27 protein-coding genes are annotated in these 24,986 nt (G+C 58.3%); 13 read left to right on the top strand and 14 right to left on the bottom strand.

Annotated features, from left to right (window positions below; all coding sequences use genetic code 11):
• Positions 1-62: 62 nt before the first annotated feature.
• From F568_RS0108430 to F568_RS0108405, 4 genes are read right to left on the bottom strand one after another with little or no spacing between them, the layout of a single operon-like run.
• Complete coding sequence (locus tag F568_RS0108430; RefSeq protein WP_019018279.1) at positions 63-1,031, bottom strand: TRAP transporter substrate-binding protein; 969 nt, start codon at positions 1,029-1,031, stop codon at positions 63-65.
• Between the two features lie 49 nt (positions 1,032-1,080).
• On the bottom strand, positions 1,081-2,103 hold the full coding sequence (locus F568_RS22490) for a Zn-dependent oxidoreductase (protein WP_019018278.1): 1,023 nt from the start codon (positions 2,101-2,103) through the stop codon (positions 1,081-1,083).
• 43 nt (positions 2,104-2,146) lie between these two features.
• The gene (gene manD / locus F568_RS0108410) at positions 2,147-3,358 is read right to left on the bottom strand and encodes a D-mannonate dehydratase ManD (protein WP_019018277.1); all 1,212 of its coding nucleotides are present in this window, start codon (positions 3,356-3,358) and stop codon (positions 2,147-2,149) included.
• Positions 3,355-4,098: a GntR family transcriptional regulator gene (locus tag F568_RS0108405; protein WP_051087950.1), complete on the bottom strand. Its 744-nt coding sequence runs from the start codon at positions 4,096-4,098 to the stop codon at positions 3,355-3,357. Before F568_RS0108405 ends, manD begins: the two co-directional genes overlap by 4 nt.
• 226 nt (positions 4,099-4,324) lie before the next feature.
• Between F568_RS0108405 and F568_RS0108400 the strand changes: the two genes are divergently transcribed.
• From F568_RS0108400 to F568_RS0108360, 9 genes are all read left to right on the top strand, one after another.
• Positions 4,325-5,896: a sensor domain-containing diguanylate cyclase gene (locus tag F568_RS0108400; RefSeq protein WP_169338664.1), complete on the top strand. Its 1,572-nt coding sequence runs from the start codon at positions 4,325-4,327 to the stop codon at positions 5,894-5,896.
• 132 nt (positions 5,897-6,028) lie between these two features.
• A complete protein-coding gene (gene rsxA / locus F568_RS0108395; protein WP_019018274.1) occupies positions 6,029-6,610 on the top strand; it encodes an electron transport complex subunit RsxA in 582 nt (193 codons plus the stop codon).
• Positions 6,611-6,633: 23 nt separating this feature from the next.
• The gene (gene rsxB / locus F568_RS0108390) at positions 6,634-7,269 is read left to right on the top strand and encodes an electron transport complex subunit RsxB (protein ID WP_019018273.1); all 636 of its coding nucleotides are present in this window, start codon (positions 6,634-6,636) and stop codon (positions 7,267-7,269) included.
• Positions 7,262-9,319, top strand: coding sequence for an electron transport complex subunit RsxC (rsxC, locus tag F568_RS0108385; RefSeq protein WP_019018272.1), 2,058 nt, complete (start codon positions 7,262-7,264; stop codon positions 9,317-9,319). The genes rsxB and rsxC overlap by 8 nt, the downstream gene beginning before the upstream one ends.
• Complete coding sequence (rsxD, locus tag F568_RS0108380) at positions 9,316-10,386, top strand: electron transport complex subunit RsxD (RefSeq protein WP_019018271.1); 1,071 nt, start codon at positions 9,316-9,318, stop codon at positions 10,384-10,386. Before rsxC ends, rsxD begins: the two co-directional genes overlap by 4 nt.
• Positions 10,383-11,024 (top strand): electron transport complex subunit RsxG, encoded by a 642-nt coding sequence (rsxG, locus tag F568_RS0108375; protein ID WP_019018270.1) that lies wholly within the window; start codon positions 10,383-10,385, stop codon positions 11,022-11,024. The genes rsxD and rsxG overlap by 4 nt, the downstream gene beginning before the upstream one ends.
• Positions 11,021-11,725, top strand: coding sequence for an electron transport complex subunit E (locus F568_RS0108370; protein ID WP_019018269.1), 705 nt, complete (start codon positions 11,021-11,023; stop codon positions 11,723-11,725). The genes rsxG and F568_RS0108370 overlap by 4 nt, the downstream gene beginning before the upstream one ends.
• 49 nt (positions 11,726-11,774) lie before the next feature.
• Entirely contained in the window at positions 11,775-12,413 is a 639-nt protein-coding gene (gene nth, locus F568_RS0108365) for an endonuclease III (protein WP_019018268.1), read from the top strand.
• A 104-nt stretch (positions 12,414-12,517) separates the two neighbouring features.
• On the top strand, positions 12,518-13,279 hold the full coding sequence (locus tag F568_RS0108360) for a YdcF family protein (protein ID WP_019018267.1): 762 nt from the start codon (positions 12,518-12,520) through the stop codon (positions 13,277-13,279).
• Positions 13,280-13,314: 35 nt separating this feature from the next.
• Here F568_RS0108360 and F568_RS0108355 read toward each other — a convergent pair whose 3' ends face one another.
• The 3 genes from F568_RS0108355 to F568_RS0108345 form a co-directional block, all read right to left on the bottom strand.
• Positions 13,315-13,986 (bottom strand): glutathione S-transferase, encoded by a 672-nt coding sequence (locus F568_RS0108355; protein ID WP_026300412.1) that lies wholly within the window; start codon positions 13,984-13,986, stop codon positions 13,315-13,317.
• A gap of 191 nt (positions 13,987-14,177) precedes the next feature.
• Positions 14,178-14,465 carry an HlyU family transcriptional regulator gene (locus tag F568_RS0108350; RefSeq protein ID WP_019018265.1) on the bottom strand — a complete coding sequence of 96 codons (288 nt, stop codon included), beginning with the start codon at positions 14,463-14,465 and terminating at the stop codon, positions 14,178-14,180.
• Positions 14,466-14,509: 44 nt separating this feature from the next.
• Positions 14,510-15,730 (bottom strand): argininosuccinate synthase, encoded by a 1,221-nt coding sequence (locus F568_RS0108345; RefSeq protein WP_019018264.1) that lies wholly within the window; start codon positions 15,728-15,730, stop codon positions 14,510-14,512.
• Positions 15,731-15,942: 212 nt separating this feature from the next.
• On the opposite strand from F568_RS0108345, the gene rnt reads away from it, so the two are divergent.
• A complete protein-coding gene (gene rnt / locus F568_RS0108340; protein WP_019018263.1) occupies positions 15,943-16,608 on the top strand; it encodes a ribonuclease T in 666 nt (221 codons plus the stop codon).
• A 102-nt stretch (positions 16,609-16,710) separates the two neighbouring features.
• Here the strand turns inward: rnt and F568_RS0108335 are convergent, their stop codons facing one another.
• Positions 16,711-17,349: an HPF/RaiA family ribosome-associated protein gene (locus F568_RS0108335; RefSeq protein WP_019018262.1), complete on the bottom strand. Its 639-nt coding sequence runs from the start codon at positions 17,347-17,349 to the stop codon at positions 16,711-16,713.
• 197 nt (positions 17,350-17,546) lie between these two features.
• Entirely contained in the window at positions 17,547-17,894 is a 348-nt protein-coding gene (locus tag F568_RS0108330) for a Grx4 family monothiol glutaredoxin (RefSeq protein ID WP_019018261.1), read from the bottom strand.
• A 278-nt stretch (positions 17,895-18,172) separates the two neighbouring features.
• Here F568_RS0108330 and argF point away from each other — a divergent pair, with 278 nt between their 5' ends.
• The gene (gene argF, locus F568_RS0108325; RefSeq protein WP_019018260.1) at positions 18,173-19,093 is read left to right on the top strand and encodes an ornithine carbamoyltransferase; all 921 of its coding nucleotides are present in this window, start codon (positions 18,173-18,175) and stop codon (positions 19,091-19,093) included.
• 233 nt (positions 19,094-19,326) lie between these two features.
• Positions 19,327-19,509: a hypothetical protein gene (locus F568_RS0108320; protein WP_019018259.1), complete on the top strand. Its 183-nt coding sequence runs from the start codon at positions 19,327-19,329 to the stop codon at positions 19,507-19,509.
• A gap of 66 nt (positions 19,510-19,575) precedes the next feature.
• On the opposite strand, the gene F568_RS0108315 is transcribed toward F568_RS0108320, so the two are convergent.
• Positions 19,576-20,184 (bottom strand): DUF4142 domain-containing protein, encoded by a 609-nt coding sequence (locus F568_RS0108315; RefSeq protein WP_019018258.1) that lies wholly within the window; start codon positions 20,182-20,184, stop codon positions 19,576-19,578.
• 161 nt (positions 20,185-20,345) lie between these two features.
• Positions 20,346-20,618: a hypothetical protein gene (locus F568_RS22485; RefSeq protein ID WP_019018257.1), complete on the bottom strand. Its 273-nt coding sequence runs from the start codon at positions 20,616-20,618 to the stop codon at positions 20,346-20,348.
• A gap of 568 nt (positions 20,619-21,186) precedes the next feature.
• Here F568_RS22485 and F568_RS0108305 point away from each other — a divergent pair.
• Complete coding sequence (locus tag F568_RS0108305) at positions 21,187-21,951, top strand: hypothetical protein (RefSeq protein WP_019018256.1); 765 nt, start codon at positions 21,187-21,189, stop codon at positions 21,949-21,951.
• A 746-nt stretch (positions 21,952-22,697) separates the two neighbouring features.
• On the opposite strand, the gene F568_RS24890 is transcribed toward F568_RS0108305, so the two are convergent.
• From F568_RS24890 to F568_RS0108285, 3 genes are all read right to left on the bottom strand, one after another.
• Positions 22,698-23,036 carry a hypothetical protein gene (locus F568_RS24890; RefSeq protein ID WP_156817386.1) on the bottom strand — a complete coding sequence of 113 codons (339 nt, stop codon included), beginning with the start codon at positions 23,034-23,036 and terminating at the stop codon, positions 22,698-22,700.
• Positions 23,037-23,349: 313 nt separating this feature from the next.
• The gene (locus F568_RS0108290; protein WP_019018253.1) at positions 23,350-24,372 is read right to left on the bottom strand and encodes a zinc-binding alcohol dehydrogenase family protein; all 1,023 of its coding nucleotides are present in this window, start codon (positions 24,370-24,372) and stop codon (positions 23,350-23,352) included.
• A gap of 254 nt (positions 24,373-24,626) precedes the next feature.
• Positions 24,627-24,986: oxidoreductase (locus F568_RS0108285; RefSeq protein WP_019018252.1), on the bottom strand; the 360-nt coding region annotated here is incomplete at its 5' end.

The following is a 24,986-nucleotide window of genomic DNA, read 5'->3' as shown; positions in this document are numbered from 1 at the left end:
CCCTTAGGTAATGTGCTGGCATTGACGGGGCCGCCAGACAGGCGACCCCGGGTCAGCGTCGGTTAGAGATTCTGGATTGCCTGGTAGAGCGCTTTCTGCTCCTCGTTCAGCGATGCTTCGACGGCAGGCTTGGCCTGCTCGGCGAATGCCTGCTGATCGGCCTCGACGAATTCCATGCCGGCATCCTTGAGTGCCTGCTCGAGACGCTGCTGGTCCTGGGCAAACTTTTCAGCCTCGAAGCTCTGCATTTCCTTGGCCGCGTCGAGAATCACCTGCTGCAGCACTTCGGGCATCGACTCGAGCTTGTTCTTGCCGATGACTACATAAATCCAGCTACGCACGTGATCGGTCATGTTCACGTAGTCCTGAACCTCGCTGAAGCTGGCACTCTCGATCAGCGACAGTGGATTTTCCTGGGCATCGATAGTGCTCTGCTGCAATGCCGTGAAGACTTCGCTGAAGGCCATAGGGGTAGGCTTGGCGCCGAGTGCCTGCCAGGTATCCACGAACAACGGTACGTTGGGCACACGTAGCCTCAGTCCATTCAGATCGCTGGGCTGCTTGATGGGACGGTTGGAGGTCAACTCGCGGGGACCGCGCTCGAACCAGGCAATCGGCACCAGGCCCGTGCGTTCTTCGATCTGAGCTTCGATTTCCTGGCCGACTTCGCCTTCGACCGCCTTCTGCAAGTGGTCTGAATCACGGAAAGCATAAGGAACCGCCATTAGCGCCGCCTTGGGCGCCCAGTTCTGCAAGCTTTCCCCGGTGATGGTTATGTCAGCGGTGCCGAGCTGAATGCTGTTGATCACTTCCATCTCGCTTCCCAATTGCTCATTGGGAAACACCTGCACCTCGATCTTGCCGTCGGAATTCTCCTCGACCTGTTGCTTGAAATGCTTGGCGGCCTGGTTCCAGATGTGCTGTTCGTTGGCCAGGTGGCCGAACTTGAGCGTGTAATCGGCAGCACCGACGAACGGTGAAGCGAGCATGGCCGAACCGAGCAACGTACCGGCGAAAAGGCGTTTGAACATGGCTGTACACTCCTGACGTTGAATTATGGTTGCTATCGTCGTGGGTGGATCAGGCGCTCAGATCGATCAGGACCTTGCGCGCCTTTTCGGGGTGATGGTCGATCATGTGGATCGCCTCACTCATCTCGGCAAAGGGCAGCCGATGGCTGACCAACGCCGTGGCATCGAGTCGCCCGGAGGCTAGCATCTCGATGACTTCGGGAAACTTGCGGTTGTTGAGACGTGAACCGACCAGGGTCAGCTCCTTCTTGATCACCTCGAGTTGGACGAGGTCGCTGGGCGTAGCGTTGAACCCCAGCAGACCGATGCGGCCAGCGGGCGAGGCCATACGCACGATCGAAGGGAACAGCGACGGCACGCAAGCGGCGTCCGCAATCAGTGGCACGCCTTCGCCTCCGGTGCGCTCGGCCATTACCGCCTCGACATCTTCTTTCTGGCCGTTGACGGTATGGCTGGCCCCTAGCTCGCGTGCGGTCTCGAGGCGTGTATCGATGACGTCACATACGGTGATATCGGAGAGTCCTTGGGCACGTGCAACCTGAAGGATGGTGAGTCCGATAACCCCGGCCCCGAATATCAGCAGCCCATCGCCCTCATGCGGTTGCATGCGCTCGAGCACATTGGCGGCAATGGTGTAGGGTTCCACCAGAGCCGCTTGATCGAGGCTGACGTTTTCAGGCAGCCGATGTACGTTGGCCGCCGGCACGCTGACATGCTCCTCGAAGCCGCCGTTGCGGTGCACGCCGATGACCTCCAGTCGAGTGCAGACGTTTGGCCGGCCGATGCGGCAGGGGTAGCATTCGCCGCAATTGATCACCGGGTCGATGCATACTCGCTCCCCCACCGCCACACCTTCGACACTTTCGCCAACCGCCTCGATCACCCCGGCAAACTCGTGCCCGGTGATCCGCGGAAAGCGCACGAAGGCATTATCGCCATGGATGATATGCATGTCGGAGCCGCAGATACCGGCAAAGGCGACCCGTACCAGTACCTCACCGTTTATTGCCTTGGGAGCATCGATATCGACGATGCCGAAGTCATGGGGGGCACGAACCTGAAACGCCTGCATGAATCCACTCTCCTCAATTTGTTAATGAATAGGATGACGTCGCTTACCAATGCCAGAGTGTGCCATCCTCGAGCCGGTTGACCGGCAGGCTGGCACGCTTGTAGGGGTACTTCTTGGCGAGTTCCTCGTCGATGTCGACACCATGCCCCGGCGCTTCACCAACCAGGAAGTGGCCATCCTCGAAGCGGTAGTCATGCGGGAAGACGGCATCAGTAGCTGCGTCGTGCGGCATGTGCTCCTGAATGCCGAAATTGGGCACCCAGGTATCGAAATGGATCGCCGCACCGAGACACACCGGTGACAGATCCGTCGGGCCGTGGAACCCGGTACGGATGTGATAGAGCGCCGCCAAATCAGCAATACGCCGTACGTGAGTGATACCGCCACCGTGGCTGAGCGGCGTACGAACATAGTCGATCCACTGGTTCTCGATCATCTCGCGGTAATCGTGGATCGAATTGAAGACCTCACCAATCGCCAGCGGTGTGGTCGTATGCTCGCGAATCAACTTGAGACTTTGCTGGTTCTCGGCCGGAACGCAGTCCTCCAGCCAGAACAGATGATAGGGCTCTACCATCTTGCCCAGCCGTGCCGCTTCGATGGGCGTCAGGCGGTGGTGAACGTCGTGCAATACATGCAGATCATCGCCAAAGCGCTCGCGCACCGCAGCAAATAGCTTGGGAACATGGTTCAGGTACTTCTCGGTACTCCACACGTGTTCAGCAGGCAGATCCGAATCGGCGGGCTCATAACGCTCTCCTTCGCGCTTGGCCACGCCGTAAATGGTCGGTATACCGGGAACCCCTGCCTGTACCCGCACGGCGCGGTAGCCTTGCTCGACGTGGCGGGCCACTTCTTCGAGACAGCTATCGATATCCTTTCCGGTGCAATGGGCATAGGTCATGACCCGCTCGCGGCTCTTGCCCCCGAGCAACTGATAAAGCGGCATGCCGGCTGCCTTGGCCTTGATATCCCATAGGGCCATGTCCACTGCCCCGATGGCTGACATGGTCACGGGGCCGCGCCGCCAATAGGCTCCGCGATAGAGGTACTGCCAGATATCTTCGATCTGTCCGGCGTCGCGCCCAATCAGAGCGGGCAATACGTGTTCCTCAAGGTAGGCAACTACGGCCATCTCGCGACCGTTAAGCGTCGCGTCACCGATACCGTAAATACCCGCCTCGGTAACGATCTTGAGGGTGACGAAGTTGCGCCCCGGCGAGGTGACGATCACGTAGGCATCACTGATTTTCATGATTGATCCTTGGCTTTCGCTTGGACATGTCTTTCGAGGCCACCCTCGAACATTTCCGGGAAACGCTGCACGAGGTCGGGCAGCGAATGGAGGATTTCACGCTGGTGGGAACGCATGACAAGTGCAGCCCTCTCGACATCCCCCTCGGCAATGGTGTCGACGATTTGGGTGTGCTGATCGATGAGCTTGGGCAATGGTGTCGTGTCGGGAACACTTAAGTAGCGTACCCGGTCGAGCTGAGCCTTGACCTCCTCAGTCACGCGCCATGCCGAGGTGTGCCCCGCGCCTAACGACAGGGTCCGGTGGAAGTCTTCATCGAGCTGAAAAAATCGGTCGAAATCCTCGGGTCCCGCGCACCGTTTCTGACGCTCTATCAGCTCACGGAGCTCGCTGATCACGGCATCATCCAGCCCCTGCTTGGCAGCGGACTTGGCTACGGCAACTTCGATGGCTTCCCTGACGAAGCGCGCCTCCAGCACAGCCTCCTGAGAGATGCGAACGACATAAGTGCCACGCTGCGGACGAATTTCGAGCAGACCGGATTCGGACAGGCGGATGAAGGCCTCGCGTACGGGTTGGCGGCTAACATCGACCGCATCGGCAACTTCCTTTTCGGATAGTGCCCGTCCCGGCTCCAGGACCATGCGTATGATCGATTGCCGTAGCACCTTGTAAAGGCGCTGCCGGACATTGCCGTCGTGCGACGTTTCCTCCCACATCGTACGAAGCGAAGTGTTCATGGCGTGCATCCTTCCGCTCCTGCCTTGTATGACTAGTATGGTAGTATGGCTACAGTTTTAAGCGATGCGACTTTAGTCAGAGGCTCTCCCGGCCACACAAGTCGAATCAGCTTTGAAAGATGTGGGTACGATTAAAGCCTCACTCCTTACGGCCGATAACAATGCGATACCCTGCGTTTTTTATCGGCCTTGAGATGGGGCTTCAATCGATGGCAACTCAATGCACATGAGTCTTTCCTCGCTGCGTCTTCGCTTCCTGCTCGCGTTGACCGCCCTTTGCCTGGCTGCGATGGGTGCCTTGGGCTTGATCGCTCACTTCATTATTCATCCAGCCTTGCTTGAAGAAGAGCGCATGCTTGCGAAGGCCGAGCTCGACCGCCTCGAGAGAACCATGGATAGCGACCGACTCGCGCTGCTGGCCATGGTCAAGGACTGGGCTACCTGGGATGACACTTACAATTTCATGCAGGGGAAGCATACGTCGTACACCAAATCGAATTTCAGCCGCATCATGTTCGAGGACATGAACTATCAGTTCATGCTGTTCTTCGCGACAGATGGCTCGATACAGTGGACAGCCGGCATCGACCCCGTCAGCGACGCCTATGCCTCATGCCCGGGTACCGTGGGAGCATGCGCCTGGGCTGAAAATACCGCCAAACGATTACGCCCCTTGGTTCGCTACCGGCCAGATGAAGGCATGGCGTATATGGACATCACGCCACAGCCCGTTTTTATCGCCCTTTACCCCATCCTGCGTACCGATGAAAGCGGCCCACCGCAGGGTTGGCTCGCTCAAATACGACTTCTTGACGAGAAATGGCAAGCGCATGTCGAGAACCAGACCGGCTTGCCAGTTGTGCTGCGATCCGCCTCTCAGGAAGACCTCAGGCAAGGGCTACGCCTGGATCGGCCTAACGACCATCTCATGACGATTTCGCGGCCTATCACCCGTGTGCCGGGGTCGGAAAGTCTGCTGCTGCAGAGTCATCTCCCCCGTAAGGATTTCTTCACTCAGCTCGCCACCTTTCGTTACGCTCAGTTCTGGACGGCGGGCCTGTTGTTGGCGGTAATTGCGATTGTCCTGATTCTGCTCGAGAGCATGGTATTGCGGCCATTACGCCAATTCGCCACATTCACGCAGAGACTACAGACACGAGATGACAATCTCCCCCTGCCTAATGGTCTGCTTAAGCGTCGGGACGAGCTCGGCACGCTGGCCCGCGAGTTTCAGCAACTTCTGGAATTTCAGCGCCGACAGACCTCTTCCTTGGTTGAGCTCTCCCATCACGACCCGTTGACCGGGCTCGCCAATCGTCGCCTGTTCGATCAGCGTCTCGAGGAGGCCCTGAATCTGACCCAGCGTCGCAGCCAGCCTATGGCGCTGTTGATGGTCGATATAGATTGCTTCAAGGCCTATAACGATCACCTTGGTCATCCGGCCGGTGACGTTTGCCTCAAGGCGATTGCCGATACCATGCAGAGCCAGTTTTCTCAGCCCTTGCAGCTGGTGGCACGCACGGGGGGCGAAGAATTCAGCATTATCCTTCCAGGCAGTAGCGCCACGCTCGCCAATAGATTGGCAAATAGCCTGCGCTTGGCTATCGAGACATTGGGCCTCCCCCATCCCGCATGTGAGGCAGGCAGCGTAACCGTCAGCATCGGTATCGGTCATATCACGCCGGAGCAATCGCGCTCGGCGCAGGAATTGATCGATGCTGCCGATGCCGCACTCTATGCGGCCAAGCAGGCAGGCCGTAACCGTGTGAGCACAGAGGGCGAACAGGTTACGTCCTGACAGGGAAGCGCGATCAAGGTAGGCCCCCCGGCAAGAGGCGCGTATAATGCCGGCCTCAACTCAAGGCACCGATTTTCTTTGGGGTAAGCCCACTGAGAAGGTCCGGTCGCCACTCCGCTGCGGTTGGCTACGATGACGCATTACTTCCTGATCCTGGTCAGTACCGTCCTGGTCAATAACTTCGTGCTGGTGCAGTTTCTTGGACTATGCCCTTTCATGGGCGTGTCCAACAAACTGGAATCGGCCATGGGCATGGCGTTAGCTACGACGTTTGTGCTGACCCTGTCATCCGTTGTCAGTTACCTCACATTCCATTATTTGCTGGCCCCACTGGGACTGGAATATCTGCGTACCATCGCCTTCATCATGGTGATCGCCGTGGTGGTGCAGTTCACAGAAATGATGGTGCGCAAGACCAGTCCCCTGCTCTATCAAGTGTTGGGCATCTTCCTGCCGCTGATCACCACCAACTGTGCCGTGCTCGGAGTAGCGCTGCTATCACTCAATCGCCAGTCAAGCTTCATGGAAGCCAGCCTGTATGGGTTCGGCGCGGCCGTGGGGTTTTCGCTGGTATTGATCCTGTTCGCGGCGATGCGCGAGCGCCTGGCGGTGGCCGACGTGCCCAAGCCATTTCGCGGCGCCGCCATCGCCATGATCACGGCCAGCCTCATGTCGCTGGCCTTCATGGGCTTTAGCGGGCTTGTCCAGGTCTAGATGCCTGAGACGGGAGGATAACGATGCTGGAATGGCTCACCGACCACGGCATACTCGCCGCCATCATCGCCCTGCTGAGCTTGGCGGCGACATTCGGCGCGCTGCTGGGCTTTGCGGGACAGATTTTCAAGGTCGAGAGCGACCCGGTGGTAGAACGTATCGATGAACTGCTGCCACAAACGCAATGCGGCCAGTGCGGTTACCCAGGTTGCAAGCCCTACGCCGAGGCCATCGCTCAAGGCGACGAGATCAATAAGTGCCCGCCGGGTGGCGAAGCGACCATTACTGCCCTGGCCGATCTACTGGGTCGCGATCCCAAGCCGCTGGATGGCGAGGCGCAGGACATCCCCAAGGTCGCTTACATTCGGGAGGAAGAATGCATCGGCTGCACCAAGTGCATCCAGGCCTGCCCGGTGGATGCCATCATCGGTGCCGCCAAGCACATGCATACCGTCATCATCGACGAGTGTACCGGCTGCGACCTGTGCGTCGATCCGTGTCCGGTGGACTGCATTGACATGTTGCCCCATCCCGATCTGGCCAAGCAATGGCACTGGCCACGACCGCCCGGTCCGGGACACCAACCCTCACGTAGCATCGAGGCCACACTGATCGCCAGCGACTCCCATTCCACCCCGGAGGGGCGCGCACATGGCTGATTTCGATTTTCCGGGTGGCATCTTTCCACCGGAGCGCAAAACGCTTTCCAATCGGACACCACTGATTGAAGCGCCATTGCCTACTCAGGTCGTGCTGCCGCTAGCCCAACATGTCGGTATGCCCGCCGAGCCAGTGGTTACCGTCGGCCAGTCTGTGCGCACCGGCGAAATAGTCGCCCGCGCTGAAGGCATGATCTCGGCGCATGTACATGCCAGCATCACCGGTACCGTAACGGCTATTGAAGAGCGTGCCGTGCCACACCCATCGGCGGCGGTAGGAGAATACCAGGCCCTGAGCATCGTTATTGAGGGTGATGGCAAAAGCGATGTCTGGTTGCGCATGGCCTCGCTGGACTGGCGAACCGCAAGCGATGCTGCATTGATCGAACGATTGCAGGCTTCCGGCGTGGTCGGCCTTGGCGGGGCCGGTTTCCCGGCTGCGGTGAAGGCGCAGGTACGCCAACGCCATGCCATCGACACGCTGATCGTCAATGCCGCAGAGTGCGAACCCTACATTTCCGCCGATGATCTGACGCTGCGCACCTATCCTGGCGATGTCCTCGAGGGGGCGCGCATGTTAGCGCGGCTATGCGGCGCCAATCGCATCCTGATCGGCATCGAAGACAACAAGCCCGAAGCGATTGTGGCGCTGCGCCAGGCCCTGCGGAATCTGCCAAGTGATGCGGTTTCCGTCGAACTCCAGGTCGTGGCGACACGCTACCCCAGTGGCGGCGAGCGCCAGCTAGTGCAACGGCTCACCGGACGCGAGGTACCTTCTCGCGGGTTGCCGGCAGATGTCGGCGTGCTATGCCACAACCCGGGTACCCTGTTGGCCTCGCTACGGGCGATACGCGACGGTGAGCCAATGATCTCGCGTATCGTTACGCTGACGGGAGAGGCGCTGGCCCGCCCGGGCAATCTGGAGGCTCGTCTGGGCACGCCATTGCATCAACTGCTCACGTTTGCCGGCGTACGCCCCGAGCGGCTGTCGCAACTGATTCTGGGTGGGCCAATGATGGGCTTTACTCTGGATAGCGATGCCCTGCCACTGGTCAAGACCGGCAATTGTGTAATTGCCGGTACGCCTAAAGAATTCCCGCCGGCGCCGGTCGAGCAGCCATGCATTCGCTGTGGCGCCTGTGAGACGGCCTGCCCCGCCTCGCTATTACCCCAGCAGTTGTACTGGTACAGCAAGAGTCGGGAACACGACAAGGCCGAGCTGTTCAACCTCTTCGACTGTATCGAATGCGGCGCCTGCGCCTTCGTTTGCCCAAGCCACATTCCTCTGGTTCAGTATTATCGTGCCGCCAAGGGCGAGATTCGTCTACGCGAGCAGGAAGCGCGCAAGGCCGAACATGCCCGTCACCGATTCGAATTCCGCCAGGCGCGCATGGCCCGTGAGCAAGCCGAAAAGGAAGCGCGGCGACAAGCTCGCTTGCAACAGGCCAAGGCGTCACGCCCAGCGTCTGGCCTACATGATACGGCCGCGCCCGCCAGTGCCAGCGACACGCATCAGAACGAAAGCCAAGACGCCGCCGCCGAGCTCAAGAAACTCAAAATCGCCCAGGCCGCTGCCAAGGCAGCGGCCAGAAAGGCAGAGAAAGCGTTGGCTCGTGCCAGCGAGGGTGGGCAGAGCCCCTCGGCAGATTTGAACGACCTGGAAACCCAACTAGCTACCGCTCGGGAAAATCTTCACGCCACTGAAGCTCGACTGGCTTCATTGCAATCCCAGCCCTCGACAGCCAGCCAGCCAGTATCGGAAGCGGAACCGACCAACGGCGACAGCAAGAAGCCCTCTGCCCCAGCCAGTAACCAAGGCGAATTTGCCAAGCAGATCCGCCAACGCAAGATCGCCGTCGCCTCAGCCCAGGCCGCCTACCGCAAGGCGGAAAAGGGGCTTCAGGACGCCCAGACCCAGAACGATGACGAGGCTCTGGCATCAGCCCAGCAGAAGCTCGAGCGTGCCAACGGCAACCTGGAACGCGCCCAACAATCCTTGCGCGAGGCCGAGCGTGCTGCCAATGACCAGAAGGACACTTCGACGCCATGAGCCTGATGCACGCCAGCTCTCCGCACACCCGCGCCACGACGTCCACCGGCCGCGTCATGGGTTGGGTCTTGCTTGCCACCCTACCGGGTATGTTAACCGCGACCTATTATTTTGGCTGGGGCGTGCTACTCAACGTATTGCTGGCCGCCATGCTGGGTATCATGCTGGAAGCCGGCGTGTTGCGTTTGCGCCAGCGCCCGCTGGGCATGGCGCTTCGTGACAACAGCGCATTGGTCACCGGCGTGTTGCTTGGCGTTTCACTGCCCCCACTCGTGCCCTGGTGGCTGATCCTGGTAGGCATGGTCGCTGCCATCGTTGTCGCCAAGCACCTCTTCGGCGGACTGGGCCAGAACCCTTTCAATCCGGCGATGGTCGGCTATGCCCTGCTGCTGATTGCCTTTCCGGTCGAGATGACACAGTGGGCCGCGCCTCATGGCTTGTTCGGACAAGAAGCCGTTTCTCCGGGTGAAGCGCTACGCCACTTACTGGGGCTCGCCAGCCCAACCGATGCCATGACCGGCGCCACCCCGCTGGATGCCTTCAAGCACAAGGGCGAGATGATACTTGCCAGTGAGTTCTGGGCCTCCGATCCGCTGCCTTCCGGCACGCTCGGCGCCTGGAACAATGTCGCCCTGGCCTGGCTGGTTGGCGGTGGCATATTGTTCGTCAAACGCATCATTACCTGGCATATCCCGGTGAGCCTGCTGGGTACCCTGACGCTGATGGCTACCGTGCTGTATGCCATCGACCCCAGCCATTTCGCCAGTCCGCTCTTCCACCTGCTGGGTGGCGCTGCCATCTTCGGCGCCTTTTTCATTGCTACCGATCCGGTGAGTGCCGCCACCAGCCGCCGGGGTAAACTCTGGTACGGTGCCGGCATCGGTCTGCTGATCATGGTCATTCGTCCGACCGGGGCCTACCCGGATGCGGTGGCCTTTGCCGTACTGTTGATGAATTTCGCTGTGCCATTCATCGACTACTACACCCAGCCTCGCACTTACGGGCATGCCAGGGCCAACCGCGGCATCAAGGTCCGACAGCTCGATAGCGACGAGGAAACATCATGAGCGAATTGACTCACAGCATTCGTCGCGGTGCCGTGGGGCTTAGCCTGTTCGCCATGGTGACCGCCGGCGTGGTAGGCGTCACCCATTCCCTGACAGCCGGGCGGATTCAGGACAACCGGCTCGCCAGTCAATATCAGGCGCTGGGCCAGGTAATGCCCGCAGAACTGCACGACAACGACCTGCTTGATGGCGCCGTCACTTTGCCCGCCGCAGACTCGCTGGGCCAGCCAGAGCCGTTCACCGCCTGGCGCGCGCGCCACGATGGCCAAGTCCGTGCAGTAATCCTGCCGGTGGTAACACCCAACGGGTACAGCGGTAATATTTCGCTGCTGGTCGGCATCGCTGCCGATGGTTCGCTGACGGGTGTACGCGTACTGGATCACCGGGAAACGCCGGGATTGGGTGACAAGGTCGAAGTCCGTAAGGCCAGCTGGATCGAGCAATTCACCGGCCTGTCGTTGAGCAACCCGCCGGACGAACAATGGGCCGTTCGCCCTGACGGAGGAGTGTTCGATGCGTTCACCGGTGCGACCATTACGCCCCGTGCCGTGGTCGGTGCCGTGCGCCGTAGTCTTGAATACTTTGCTGACAACCGCGCCATGCTACTGGACCGACCCGCAGGAGACGCTTCGCTATGAGCCAGTTCAACGAACTCACCAGAAATGGCCTGTGGAGCAACAATCCCGCCCTGGTCCAATTACTTGGGCTGTGTCCGCTACTGGCAGTCACCAGTACGGTGGTCAATGCACTCGGCCTGGGACTGGCCACGTTGTTGGTGATGATCGGCGCCAACGTATCGGTCTCGTTGATTCGCCATCATGTGCCGGCCAGCGTTCGCCTGCCCGCCTTCGTAATGATTATCGCCGCATTCGTGACCTGTGCTGAGCTGCTGATGCAGGCCTATACGTTCCGCCTCTACCAGATACTCGGCATCTTCATTCCGCTGATCGTCACCAACTGTGCCATCCTCGGGCGAGCGGACGCCTTTGCTGCCAAGAACCCGCTGCTTCCCGCTGCTACTGATGGCCTGATGATGGGCCTGGGTTTCGCTGCCGTACTGGTAGTACTCGGTGCGGTACGCGAACTGTTCGGCCAGGGCACGCTGTTCGCCGGCATGGAACTGCTGCTCGGCCCGGGAGCTGCCAATTGGCAGGTAACGGTGTTCGCCGATTACAGCTTCCTGTTCCTGGTCCTGCCCCCCGGCGCGTTCTTTGCAACTGGATTACTGATCGCCACCAAGAACGTCATCGACGATCGACTGGAGCGTCGGCGTCATCGTCAGCAGGCCACACCGACAAAGGAAAATCGTCGGGTGCGAGTGACCGGCATCATTCGATGACGACGGTTTGTTACACTCCTGCTCCCGAATCTGACACGATGAGCCTCGGATGAACGCCCAGAAACGCCACGATATCTTTGTCCGTCTGCGCGAGCATAACCCCACCCCCACCACCGAACTCAACTGGACGACGCCGTTCGAGCTGCTGACGGCGGTCCTGCTCTCCGCTCAAGCCACAGACGTTGGGGTCAACAAGGCAACGGCGCGGCTGTTTCCGGTCGCCAACACGCCGCAGGCCATCCTCGACCTGGGCATCGACGGCCTGAAGGAACACATCAAGACCATTGGCCTTTACAACACCAAGGCCGAAAATCTGATGAAGACCTGCCGTATCCTGGTCGAGCAACACGCTGGCGAGGTTCCGAAGACGCGCCAAGCCCTGGAAGCGCTACCGGGTGTGGGCCGCAAGACGGCCAATGTGATCCTCAATACCGCCTTCGGCGAACCCACCATTGCCGTGGACACGCATATTTTCCGTGTCTCCAATCGCACCCGCATCGCTACCGGCAAGAACGTCAACGACGTCGAGCAGAAACTGCTGCGCCACGTGCCTCGTGAATTCCGCCAAGATGCCCACCATTGGCTAATCCTGCATGGACGTTACACCTGCGTTGCGCGCAAGCCACGCTGCGGTAGCTGCGTGATCGAGGATCTATGCGAGTTCCCCGACAAGACCGAACTGTTCTGAACACGACGTTAGGCTGGTTTGCGAAACGCGGCAGCTGAGTTACCTTCTGAACGTTGGCCAGCTTGCGCTGGCACATTGTGTGACCAGCCACCAGGCCACTTTGCATGTTGCTCTATGTTCTGAAATACCTGTTTCTTCCTCCGATGGCCAATGCGCTGATGATCCTGGCTGGGCTGGGGCTTTGGAGCCACCATCGACGCTGGGGCATTGGCTTGGTCACACTGGGCCTGGCCACCCTGCTCATCCTGGCTACCCCTTGGGCCAGTTACCTGCTGCGCTGGAGCCTGGAACCCTATGACCCGCCGAGAACGGCCCAATTGAAGGAAGCGCAGGCGATCGTCGTTCTCGGTGGAGGGCGCGACTACGACTCACCAGAGTTCGGCTGGGGCGATGCTCCTGCCAATGCCACTTGGCGACGTCTGGCATATGCGGCCTGGCTGGCGCGCCAGACCGGGCTGCCTTTACTGGTTTCTGGAGGGCGCGTCCATGGAGAAACCATTGCCGAGGCCACACTCATGGCCCAGGCTCTGGAAGAGGTGTTCGGCCTCAAGGCCCGTTGGCAGGAAAGCCGCAGCCGCACCACGGCGGAGAATGCAGCGTTCAGTGCAACCATGCTCAAGCGCGAGGACATCCGTACGGTATTACTGGTTTCACAAGCCTGGCATCTGCCGCGCGCCGTGCCTGAGTTCATTCACGCCGGCATGGTCGTTATCCCGGCTCCTACCGACTTTGCCAGTCAGCCTCCGCCGGGGCTCGCCGCCTGGGTTCCCCGCGCCTATCACCTTCATTACAGCACCCAAGCGCTACACGAATGGCTGGGACGGGCCTTCTACCTGCTGCGCTCCCGGCTAATGCCAGGCTATTAGCCACGCAGCGGGCCTGTGCCGGCTCGATGAATCACTTATCCGGGAAGAGTGAATTTCCCGCCCTTTGCTATTGCTCGTTGATAGGCGGGTCGCTCTCGCATGCGTGCCAGACAGTCCTTGAGGTTAGGGCGTTCACCTAAACCGCCGCGCGCCTCGAGCGCCTGTAGCGGAAAGCTCATCTGGATATCGGCAGCACTGAAATGCTCCCCGGCAAACCATGGCGAGTTGGACAGTTCGCGCTCCAAGAAATCTGCATGCTGGCGAATCTGCGGGTCGAGATATCGCGCCTTGACACCATTGGCCAACATTCGGCCAATGGGCCGGATCAACGCGGGTATCGGTGGCTTGTCCAGGCGCGAGAACACCAGCTTCATTACCAGCGGCGGCATTGCCGAGCCTTCAGCATAGTGCAGCCAGTAGCGATAACGGCGGTACTCGGCGCTACCGTGAGGAGGGAACAGTTGATGCTGAGTGTCGTAGCTGTCTAGGAGGTAATCAATGATCGCCCCCGACTCGGCAACGGTGATCTCGCCATCAGTGATCACAGGCGACTTGCCCAGCGGATGCACCTTCTTGAGCTCGGGCGGGGCCAGCATGGTGTGGGAATCGCGACGGTATGCGATGATGGCGTACTCAAGGCCGAGTTCCTCGAGCAGCCAGAGCGCTCGCTGCGAACGCGAATTTTCCAGATGATGTACCTGGATCATGAAAGTGAGCCCTTGGCCATCGTGAAAGACTGTCATCATGGCGCGCGGAACAGCGCTACGCCATCCCGCTAGTCAACGCTTCCCTCAGGCGGATCATTTCTTAACGGCCGTCGAGCATCTTGTCGTTCAGGCCCAGAAACGAAAAACGACACCCAGAAGGGTGCCGTTTCTCTAACGCTTAGCTATGCCGATCAGCTTTCGAAGATATCGTCGCCACGCTCATCGATGAAGCGTTCGGCCTTGTCGATGGTCAGCTCGGCACAGGCTTCCCGGCTGCCGACCATGTCTGAACGCTCGAAACGATGCTCAAGGGTCTTGCCACCCTCGATCGGTTTTCGGATCCAGCCGCTGACCCGATACTGGCCACCAGCATCCTGCGGGTCCGGCGTGATCAGGTAGCCCCGGTAATCCGTCGCCGGAATCTCTTCGGCATTGACATCGCCACTGCGAAACAGGCCATCGATCAGTTTCTTGAGCATAGCACCTCCCTGGTGTCTACCAAGATATGTCGTCCGGCCTTGCCTTAGCCGGCATTTCGCCCCTTGCCTGCCGCGATGCGCAAGCGCAGCGCATTGAGCTTGATGAAGCCTTCGGCATCCTTCTGATTGTAGGCGCCTGCATCATCTTCGAAGGTGGCAATCGACTCGTCAAACAGCGACTGTTCGGACTTGCGCCCGACCACGCTGGCGCTGCCCTTGTACAGTTTCATGCGCACGACACCATTGACGTATTGCTGGGTCTCGTCGATGGCTGCCTGCAGCATCCTGCGTTCCGGGCTCCACCAGTAGCCGTTATAGATGGTCTCGGCGTACTTGGGCATCAGCTCGTCCTTGAGGTGTGCAGCCTCGCGGTCGAGAGTAATCGATTCGATGGCGCGGTGGGCACGCAACATGATGGTGCCCCCTGGCGTTTCGTAGCAGCCACGTGACTTCATTCCAACGTAGCGGTTCTCGACGATGTCGAGACGGCCGATGCCATTGTCGCCACCCAGCTTGTTGAGCTTGGCCAGCACCTCGTGCGGAGCCAGGCGCTCACCATCGATGGCGACGATGTCACCCTTCTCGTAGGTCAACTCGACGTAGGTGGGCTGATCGGGTGCCGCCTCGGGCGAAACGCTCCAGCGCCACATGTCTTCCTCGGCCTCGGCCCAGGGGTCTTCTAGGATGCCGCCCTCATACGAGATGTGCAGCAGGTTGGCATCCATGGAGTACGGCGACTTCTTCTTGCTCTTGGAGAAGTCGACCGGGATGTTGTGCTGCTCACAATAGTTCATGAGCTTCTCGCGCGAGGTGAGATCCCACTCACGCCACGGCGCGATGACCTTGACGCCTGGCTTGAGCGCGTACGCGCCAAGTTCGAAGCGTACCTGGTCGTTGCCCTTCCCGGTCGCGCCGTGGGAAATGGCGTCGGCGCCGGTCTCGTTGGCGATCTCGATCAGGCGCTTGGCGATGAGCGGGCGCGCGATGGAAGTACCCAGCAGGTACTCGCCTTCATAGATAGTGTTGGCCCGGAACATCGGGTAGACGTAGTCGCGCACGAACTCTTCGCGCAGGTCCTCGATGTAGATCTCCTTTACACCCAGCGCCTGGGCCTTGGCACGGGCGGGCTCGACTTCTTCGCCCTGACCGATGTCAGCGGTAAAGGTCACGACCTCACAGTCGTAGGTTTCCTGCAACCACTTGACGATTACAGAGGTATCCAGACCGCCGGAATAGGCGAGGACGACCTTTTTCACATCGGACATGCGGGGCTCCTTAACTTTCTGGCTTGACGCTATGAGGCAGCAATGCCCGACTGCACGGCAACCGGGCCTGATGGTTCAATCGCCCAAGTATAACGCTCGCTGTCGGCGCCGAACACCGCCGTCCGGGACGCCATGCCGCCAAAGATGCTAAACTCACCGCCAATGTAGCGCGGGGCGACCGCAATCCATCGACGCTGTATTGGGAGAGGTGCATGACCGAGGCGAACGCCCACGTGCTGATGGCTCAGCGCTTTCGTAGTTTTCTGCCGGTTGTGGTAGACATGGAAACCGGCGGTTTCAATGCCGAACGCGATGCCATTTTGGAGATCGCAGCAGTTACCCTGACCATGGACGCTCAGGGCAATCTACTGCCCGATGCCACCTTTGCCTTTCATGTCGAACCTTTCGAAGGTGCGAACATCGATCAGGCGGCTCTCGACTTTACGGGTATCGATCTCGACAATCCGCTGCGCAAGCGAATGGCCCTCAATGAAGCCCAGGCACTGGGTGAAATCTTTCGTCCAGTCCGCAAGGCAATCAAGGCCAACCAGTGCACCCGGGCAATTCTGGTTGGTCACAATGCCTCGTTCGACCATGGTTTCTTGAATGCCGCTGTGAACCGCTGCGGCATCAAGCGTAACCCTTTCCATCCATTTTCCAGCTTCGATACCGCGACACTCTCGGGTCTGGTTTACGGACAAACCGTACTGGCCCGTGCCTGCCGTGCGGCAGGTATCGAATTCGATAATTCAGCGGCGCACTCGGCCCGCTACGATACCGAGCGTACCGCAGAATTGTTCTGCGCCATTGTCAATCGTTTCAAGGATATGGGTGGCTGGGAACTGGCCCAGCGTGAGCAGAGCATGGAAAGCGAATAGGCCGCGCCGGAGAGAGCGGCTCGGTCCGTAAGGGAGAGAATCGATCGGTATCTGGGCCCGGGGGCCCGGCGAGCTTCCTCGTCCGGGCCCGCGCGCTATCACTCAGTGGCGGCGCTCCCAGCCGGCGGGCTGTTCGATATCGTTCTCGACATCCTGTGACCCGGCAACACCGGGCTTGTCCAGAATCTGAACCGTACTAGCCTGGGGTCCGTCTTCTCCCTCTTCGGGCTCGAAGCGCACTTGAGTCCCCACGGTCAGGCGCTCGAAGTCGTTGTGAAGCACAGAGTTGCGATGAAAATAGAACTCCTCGCCACTTAGGCTCTTGATAAACCCATAGCCATCTTCCTCGAACATGCGGACCACTGTCGCAACCGGCGGAATCGGTTCCTCACTATGGTAATGCTTGACCTTGCGTCCCCCGCGTTTGCCGTTCTCCTTCTTCAGCTGCTTTTCCATCGCCTCGAAGGCATGGCGAATAATTGGACGCAACTGCACCTGTGGATCGGTCACCGTATCCGTCTTGTCCGCCACCAACTCACGCTTGGCAGGCAGGGAAACTTCGACGTGAGCACGGTAAGGGTTACCGGTCCGGTGTGGATTCTGTGTCTGCTCGACCACGACACGACAAGCTACGATGTTGTCGCTGAGATGCTCAAGCTTGTCGACACGCGACTTGATGTAATCATCGATCCAGTCGGAGCGGGAAACATGGTTGTAGGTGATTTCCAGTGGGACCTGCATGTACGTAACCTCCCTGGTCATGCTCACTTTACAGCCGATCCTTTTCGGCCGTTCACTGAATCAGCGTGGCTGCGGAAATCAGTCTTTTCAATGATTTCTGGCGATCATTTCGTATCCGAGCGTATCAATTCGTGGATACAGAAAGGCCCGCGAATCATCGATCCGCGGGCCCTTCAAACTAGTGATTCTCGTTTGGATCAGGCTTGATCGTCCTGTTCGGCGCTGGCCTTGGCCGCTGCGTCCTTGATTAGCTTCTCAAGCTCACCGTTTTGGTACATCTCGACGATAATGTCGCAACCGCCCACTAATTCGCCGTGTACCCAAAGCTGAGGGAAGGTCGGCCAGTTGGCGTACTTGGGCAGCTCAGCGCGAATATCGGGGTTGTCCAGGACATTGACGAAGGCGAAACGTTCGCCGCACGCCATCAGCGCCTGGACGGTCTGTGCGGAAAAGCCACATTGCGGAAGCTGCGGCGTTCCCTTCATGTAGATCAGAATGGGATTTTCGCTGATCTGCTGCTTGATGTTCTCCAGAGTGGTGCTCATGTGGCGTTCCTTTCCGGGGCACCGGGCGGGTCAGCGCGATGCCGCGTTGCCGGATGAATGATTTTGCGTGCTTTTCATTCTACTAATGCCGAAGGCCGAAAGCAGCCCCCGCAAGTGCAAGAATGCATGCCGTACATTGCGCTGTGACCCGGCACTGGATAGGATGGTTCCCTTTCGCGCGGTCAGGCATCCAGATGTCGTGGCCCGGGCGCCGACGGTGCACTTCCGCTCCTTCGGCGCCTTTTTCGTTAGCGGTATGTCGATGACAGGAGCTTGCCATGGCGACACGCCACTTTCTAACCCTGCTGGACCTGACCCCGGAAGAGCTCGCCTATCTGATCCGCCGGGCAATCAGCATCAAGAATGGCCTCAAGACCCAAGGCCCTACCTATACGCCGTTCACCAACCGTACCCTGGCGATGATCTTCGAGAAGTCGTCGACACGGACCCGTGTGTCGTTCGAGACCGCCATGGCGCAATTCGGGGGTCATGCGCTTTTCCTGTCGCCGCGCGATACTCAATTGGGCCGGGGTGAACCGATCGAGGATACTGCCCGGGTACTCTCGGAAATGGTCGATGCGGTCATGATCCGCACTTTCTCCCATGCCGGCCTGGAAGCCTTTGCCAAGGCCAGCACGGTACCGGTAATCAATGCACTTACCGATGACTATCATCCCTGCCAGCTATTGGCCGACGTCATGACCTGGACCGAGCGTCGCGGCGCCGTGAAGGGCAAGACGTCCGTGTGGATCGGCGACGGCAACAACATGTGCCACTCGTGGATCAACGCTGCGCGTCAGTTCGATTTCCAGCTCCGTGTATGCTGCCCTGAAGGTTACGATCCCGACCCCGAGATCCTGAGCGCAGCTGGCGACCGCGTCACGCTTCTGCGTGATCCGCAGGAGGCCGTTGTCGATGCTCACCTGATCACGACCGATGTGTGGGCCTCCATGGGGCAGGAAGAGGAACAAGGCGAGCGCGAACGTGCCTTCACCGGTTTTCAAGTCACCGAAGCCATGCTCGACAAGGCGGCGGAGGAAGTCATTTTTCTGCACTGCCTGCCGGCCCATCGCGGCGAAGAGATAAGTGAAACCCTGCTCGACGACCCGCGTGCCGTGGTCTGGCAGGAAGCCGGCAACCGCCTGCATGCCCAGAAAGCTCTGCTCGAATTTCTGATGCTGGGGCGTGTAGAGTCATAGCCATGGCGGTAGCGCGCCAATTGAAGACCTCCCGGTTGCGACAAGGTAATGCTCTAGCACGCCCTTGTCTGTTCGAGCTGGGCCTTACCCCTGTTTCGCCCTGCTCTGAACACTGAGTGTTACCTGACGCAAGCCGCCTTTACTGACTGGTCAACGCCTCATTTCACTTCTAGGGTAGATAGTAAGTCTGGACGTGACGCCCTATGGCCAGCGAATCTCCAAGGAGGCATGACATGGTGACGCATAATGATGAGCGGAACGAAGGCATGGAACCGGGCGATGAAGCCGAACCGGGAACGCCGGGCACGGGTGAAGATATCTGCCGCAAGTGTGACGGCACTGGCCAGCTAGAAGGCAAGGAGTGTCCTGATTGTGGCGGGACAGGTTATGTCATCCGTGGAATCGGCGGGGCCTGACCTGCAATTGGGTATACGTCAGGAAGCTGCTGCGCCCCGCCCTGACTGATCGGGGCGCTTTTCATTTTAGCTATCCCTCGATTCCAATATCTTTTTCAAGCTCTGCTGCGCCTGTTTACGGTGTGCCTCTAGCATGTTGTGGTATTTCTCCAGATAATCGAGCACTTGCCGCTCATCGGCGTTGGGGATTAGTTGCGTTCGTACCACATCCAGCGCAACGCCGTGCAGCACGACCTGTTTTTCCAGATAGGTCTTGTTGAATTCATACCCGGTCAGTCCCGCCATGTCTTCCAGGAAAGCGTTCGCCTGGAATTGGATCCCGTCACTGATTGAACTGGAGGCACCTTCTTCGGTGCCCATGCCCTGCCCCAGTTCGTTCACGACTTGGGTCGATGCAGTGTGATCCTGCAGGATGCGCCGTGCCAGTTCGGTAACTTCTTCGTTCTGGGAATGTTGCAAGGCGAGCTCAGCCTGCTCAGCCTCGCCCAGGTTGATCGTTTCGATGACAAAAAGAATGTTACTGCTGGACATCGGCTCCGGCTTTTCATCCGCCGCAGCTGCAGTACCAGCAACCTTCTGCTCCCTCTCGCTGGGGGTGCTGCAACCGGCTGCAGTGAGGATAAAAGTGCCAATCGCAACGATAGCGAGATGTCCAAACGCGGAATACGGTCTCATGACAGCCTCCTTGCTGGTAGGTCAATACTTTTAGGCATGCTTGCCTGAGTTTGGTTGTTCTTCCCAGCGTGAACAAGCAGGCCATTCGAAACGACGAAGCCTCCCCGAATCCGGGAAGGCCTAGGTTACGACTCTCAGAATGAATGCCGCCGTATGCCTAATCAGTAACTCAGCGTTTCAACGCTTGGTCGTGGAGCATCCATGAGCGCCAGCTTCAGAAGCGAAAGGTCTCGGGAGACGCTGCGGTAGGCGTAACGCTGCATAGTACGAGACACCTCCTGTTTCACCAGACTATGGATATAGTCTTCGTGGCTGGTAATGAACCGTCGACACCGCAGACAGGTCAGTTCGTCTTCGGGTTGGGGATCATTTCCCTCCCAGCGATTGATAGCGCTGCAGTGCGGACAGGTCACTTCCCTTGAGAGATTGAACATACAGGCCTCCTGCCTATGTCTGGCTCATCCGGGGCCGAGGATAACAACCCTTCATGACGGTTTTCTTAACCGCTCCCGTCATTTGCATATTGAACACGAAACTCTCAGGTCGGTGCGGCAAGGCCTTAGCGACACGCGCTCGACGTCAGTATCGTCGCTCTCTAGGTTCGCTCATCCATGCTTGTGAGTAACGCCACAAAGCTTTCGCTTATCTTAAAGACCCCATAACTAGGTGCAGCTTTACATTAGCCTTTCCTTATTGACCTTAACGCTGCCGTCACTTCTTATAACGCCTTGTCGCGCCGGGCAGCCACCAAACGGCTCGAGAGGGGTGAGTCATTCCCCTCTCTAACGTATCATTGGCCTACTTTTGCTAACCGGCACGCCACGCTGTACAGCCGGCCAAACGAATAAAACGCTGAGGCGGATCCTTGATCAGGAAACAGGCTAGCGCCGGTATGCCTGCCATGGCTCCGCACCACGTTTCACTCCCCCTGCCACAAGGCAGGACAACGTTACGCAGGGATGACACATAGTCCCTTACCCAACCCAGCCCATGAGGATCTAGATGACCAACCCCGCTGACCGCAGCACGATCGACGACCCGCTTACCCATGCTATTGCCTTGCAGATGGAAGTCGATCAGCTGCGTGCCGATGTTGCTCGCCTTGAGCGCGAGGTAAAGCAGACAGGCAAATCGCGTGACAAGGCCAAGCAAGAATCCTCTCAACTGAGAGCGCGCAACGAGCGGCTCAGCGACAAGCTCGAGCAAGCCCGGCGGGACGCAAAACAAGCCAAGCATCTCGCCCAGCAGGAACTGCAGAAGCAGGCAGCAAAGAAGAGTCCCAAACGACGCCAGCCCAGTCAAAAGCGGGAAGCCGCACACAGGGAGGAACACTCGGAACGCGTCAGCGACGATGGCAAGATGGTCGTTACACTGGCCAACAACCAAGTGCACATCAGCCAACCAGAGCAGCATTACATGCTTAGCAGCTGGCCTCTGGATGAAACAGACAAGCATGAACTCAAGTTCTGCAGCCTGTTCAATGAAGTTGAGAACGGTGCTTATGGAGAGTTTGCGGTAGCGGCCGCCAATGAGCTGGCGTCCATGTGGCGGTTAGAACATAACTGCCGTCGCACTGAAGATCTTGATGTTCCACCCAGGCTCATCAAGAAACTCAACGAGCTAGACCTTGTTCTGGCTTCAGAGGTTAACTCAGCGCTTGAGGAAGGCAGCCTGGCGAAGGTCAACGGCATCGGCCCCGCCGCGATACAGCAAATCACCCAGGCGCTTGAAAAAGCCTCCATGCAGCCGACCGGCAATGCCAAGTGAAGCCATGTCCCCGAGCCGGCTCATGAACTTTGCCCCGTTGCACTGCTGACGGCTGCCCTGCACGCTGCTGATCTATGAAGGTTCTACTCGCCTCGCCTGAGCTACAGACGAGGCGACCTCGCGCCTGCCTTATTTTCTTGACAGATATCAGCAAAATGCTCTCTAACACTGAACCCGGCATTGGTTCGGCCGATAAAGAATCGCCACGAAAAACAAGCAACTCTTACCCCCTAAGCGCAGGACCATAGATGGCAACTTACTTGGTTGTTTTCGACCTCCTCCTTCCCCAGGAGTACGAGGCATTTTGCAATCAGCTACAGGTCTATCCATGCAAACACGTGACCGATACATGTTACCTGATTGAGATTGAGATTGAGATCAGCTCCGAGCACCTTAGAGACAAGCTGATGCCGTTGATGGGGGAGAGAGACCGGGTATTTATTGCTCGAATAGGGGAGGATTGGGCCAGTGCCGGTACGCAATGTGGTTCGTGGCTGAGTGCTCCTGAGCGAGAACTCATCTGAACTAGCTTGATCGATTAGCGGCAGGGACGCCGCAGTTTCACTTTCTTACAGGCAGCGCACCCGAACATTTCCCCTTGCGGTGCAGGCGTCGCCAGATTCCTTCCTGGCGAATTGATACGCAAAACCCACCCTCCCCTTAAGTGAGACGCGTTATATTCGTCACGTACGACACTGATGTTTCTTTACATGCGCTTCCGGCACTACTTACCCGTGGCCTTCCTGTTACCCGTGCCCTTCCTGGCCTGAAGGTGAGGTGTTTATTTCTGCTGTGGTCGAGCCAACACAATCTTCAAGCACCGAGTAGCTCTCTCCGCCAGACATGGCGATAGCTACACAATGCTTCTTTATTTCTTCAGGGACGGCTCCCCAATGCTTCATCAGGTGCTCGTAAGCGTTCTTTTCAAGATCTATGCAGCCGTCATACACCTCTTCGTTGCCGCCTTCATATTCCGCGACTTCCAAACAATACCCTTCAGCAGCGATGCTTGGGAGATCACGAGCATCAACATTAGCAGCGAAGCATAGCGTTATAACAAAACCGGAAAGCGTCAATGGCTTCATAATTTACCATCCAGTCTCTTATTGTTACAAAAGTACAATTAAGCTTGGCATCTCCACCTAGGGCATTCAAGTATTGTTGGAAAGGTTGCTAGTCTGTTTCTGAATACTCGACACGCTTCTTCTAAGATCCGGTTATAAATTCGGATCCTATCGGGGCGCCAATAAAGCCAGAAGCTTATAGAGGCCCATGTCACCTCTGCCCACTCAAGCTAGTATCCTGATCAGCAGTCGCACGGGCCTACATCGAAATGCCTCAATGGCCCTCAACAAAATGCCCGGCCGATGGCCGGGCATTCAACATCTAGCGCAACCTTCAGGCGGGAGGCAAGGCCGTAAGCACAAGCTTGCCAATAGTATGGCCTTCCTCAAGTTGCCTGTGTGCACGACCAAGATTCTCTGGGGTCAGCGGTCCGACCACCTCACTCCGGGTCGAACAAAGTCTGCCTGCATCGAGATGCTCGGCCAGTATTGTTAAGGCTTTGCCCTGGTGCGCTATATCATGGCCATGCAAAGACCGGGCAAACATGAACTCCCAACTGAATGTCACTGCTTTGCCCTGTAGCAGATTAAGGTCAACGGCCTTGTCTGTCTCTGCAATCGCAACGATGTGCCCCCAAGGACGAATTAGGGTGTTCATGTTGTCCCAGTGATCACCGATGTCATGGCAGTTGAAGATGTAATCGACCTCGGTGTAGCCAGCACGCTGCATGTTATCGATCAGATCATGGTGGCTGACAACCTCATGGGCCCCCATGGAACGACACCATTCGACAGACTGCTCGCGAGAAGCTGTCGCAATCACCTTGATACCGGTCAGTTGGCGCGCTAGCTGAATGGCAATCGAGCCAACACCACCAGCCCCGTTGATGATCAGGAGAGTCTCGTCGCTATGCGTGTCGGCGCCTTGGGCTAGCTTCAGCTTATCGAAGAGTGCTTCCCAAGCGGTCAGGCCGGTCAAGGGAATTGCTGCTGCTTCTTCGGGCGCCAAGTTGCGTGGTGCCTTAGCCGCTAGGCGGGCATCGACAAGCTGGTATTCGGCATGACAGCCAGGCCGCTCGACTTCGCCTGAATAATAGACACGTTCGCCTGGAGCAAATCCTGTCACGTTACTGCCCACGCTTTCCACATGGCCGACTGCGTCCCAGCCAAGCACATGCTGCTGATCCCTGGGCAGGAATGCACCCCGACGAATCTTGGTATCGACGGGGTTAACCGAAACTGCCTCGATACGCACAAGCAGATCCCACTCACCAGGCTGGGGTGTCTCGCGCTCGATAATCTGGAAGGCCTGCTCGGGTGCTGCTTCGGGATGACCGGTAGTGGCGATAGCTCTCACGTCATGCTCCGTTTGAGAAAAGTGCACAGAAATAATCTGTTCCATTGATCAAATATGGGTCAACCAGATTGGAATCAACCACGGATAGCGAGGTGGAGGTTCTGCAGGTATTCAGGAAGGCATCGACTGTACGGACAGCTTTCGTCCAAAACTGACTCAGCAACGACTTCCCCTACGCGGTACGCAGCAACAATCGAGCTGTCACTTCAGGGCTGTGACCAAGGCCGAACAGGACTGCTCGGCCAAGGAAGCTTCTAAAGTTCATGTTCCTTGATGTATGCCTGAGGCTGGAGGATAGAGAAGTCAAATTCCTCAACCGGTTCACCCTCCATCACTCGCTTCGGCCAGGAAGGGTTCGCCAACGCTGATTTACCCAAGGTGATCACGTCGGCCTTGCCATTCGCGATGAGCTCTTCCGCCTTTGCCGGCTCACCTAGCTGACCATTGGCGATAACGGGAACGTGAGTGTAGCGCTTGGCGAGCTCCGTTAGTGTCTCTCCGTCATCGAAAGCCGGGCGCGTCGCATCATATTCGGTGATGTGAATAAAGTCCGGCCCTGCCTTGGCAAGGCTCTCGAAGATGATTCGGGCATCTTCCTTGCCATTGGCCCACTT

The sequence above is a fragment of the Modicisalibacter luteus DSM 23508 genome (genome assembly GCF_000378505.1).
GTDB lineage: Bacteria > Pseudomonadota > Gammaproteobacteria > Pseudomonadales > Halomonadaceae > Modicisalibacter > Modicisalibacter luteus.
Note: the sequence above shows the minus strand (reverse complement) of the source record. Positions and strands in the feature narration are given on the sequence as shown.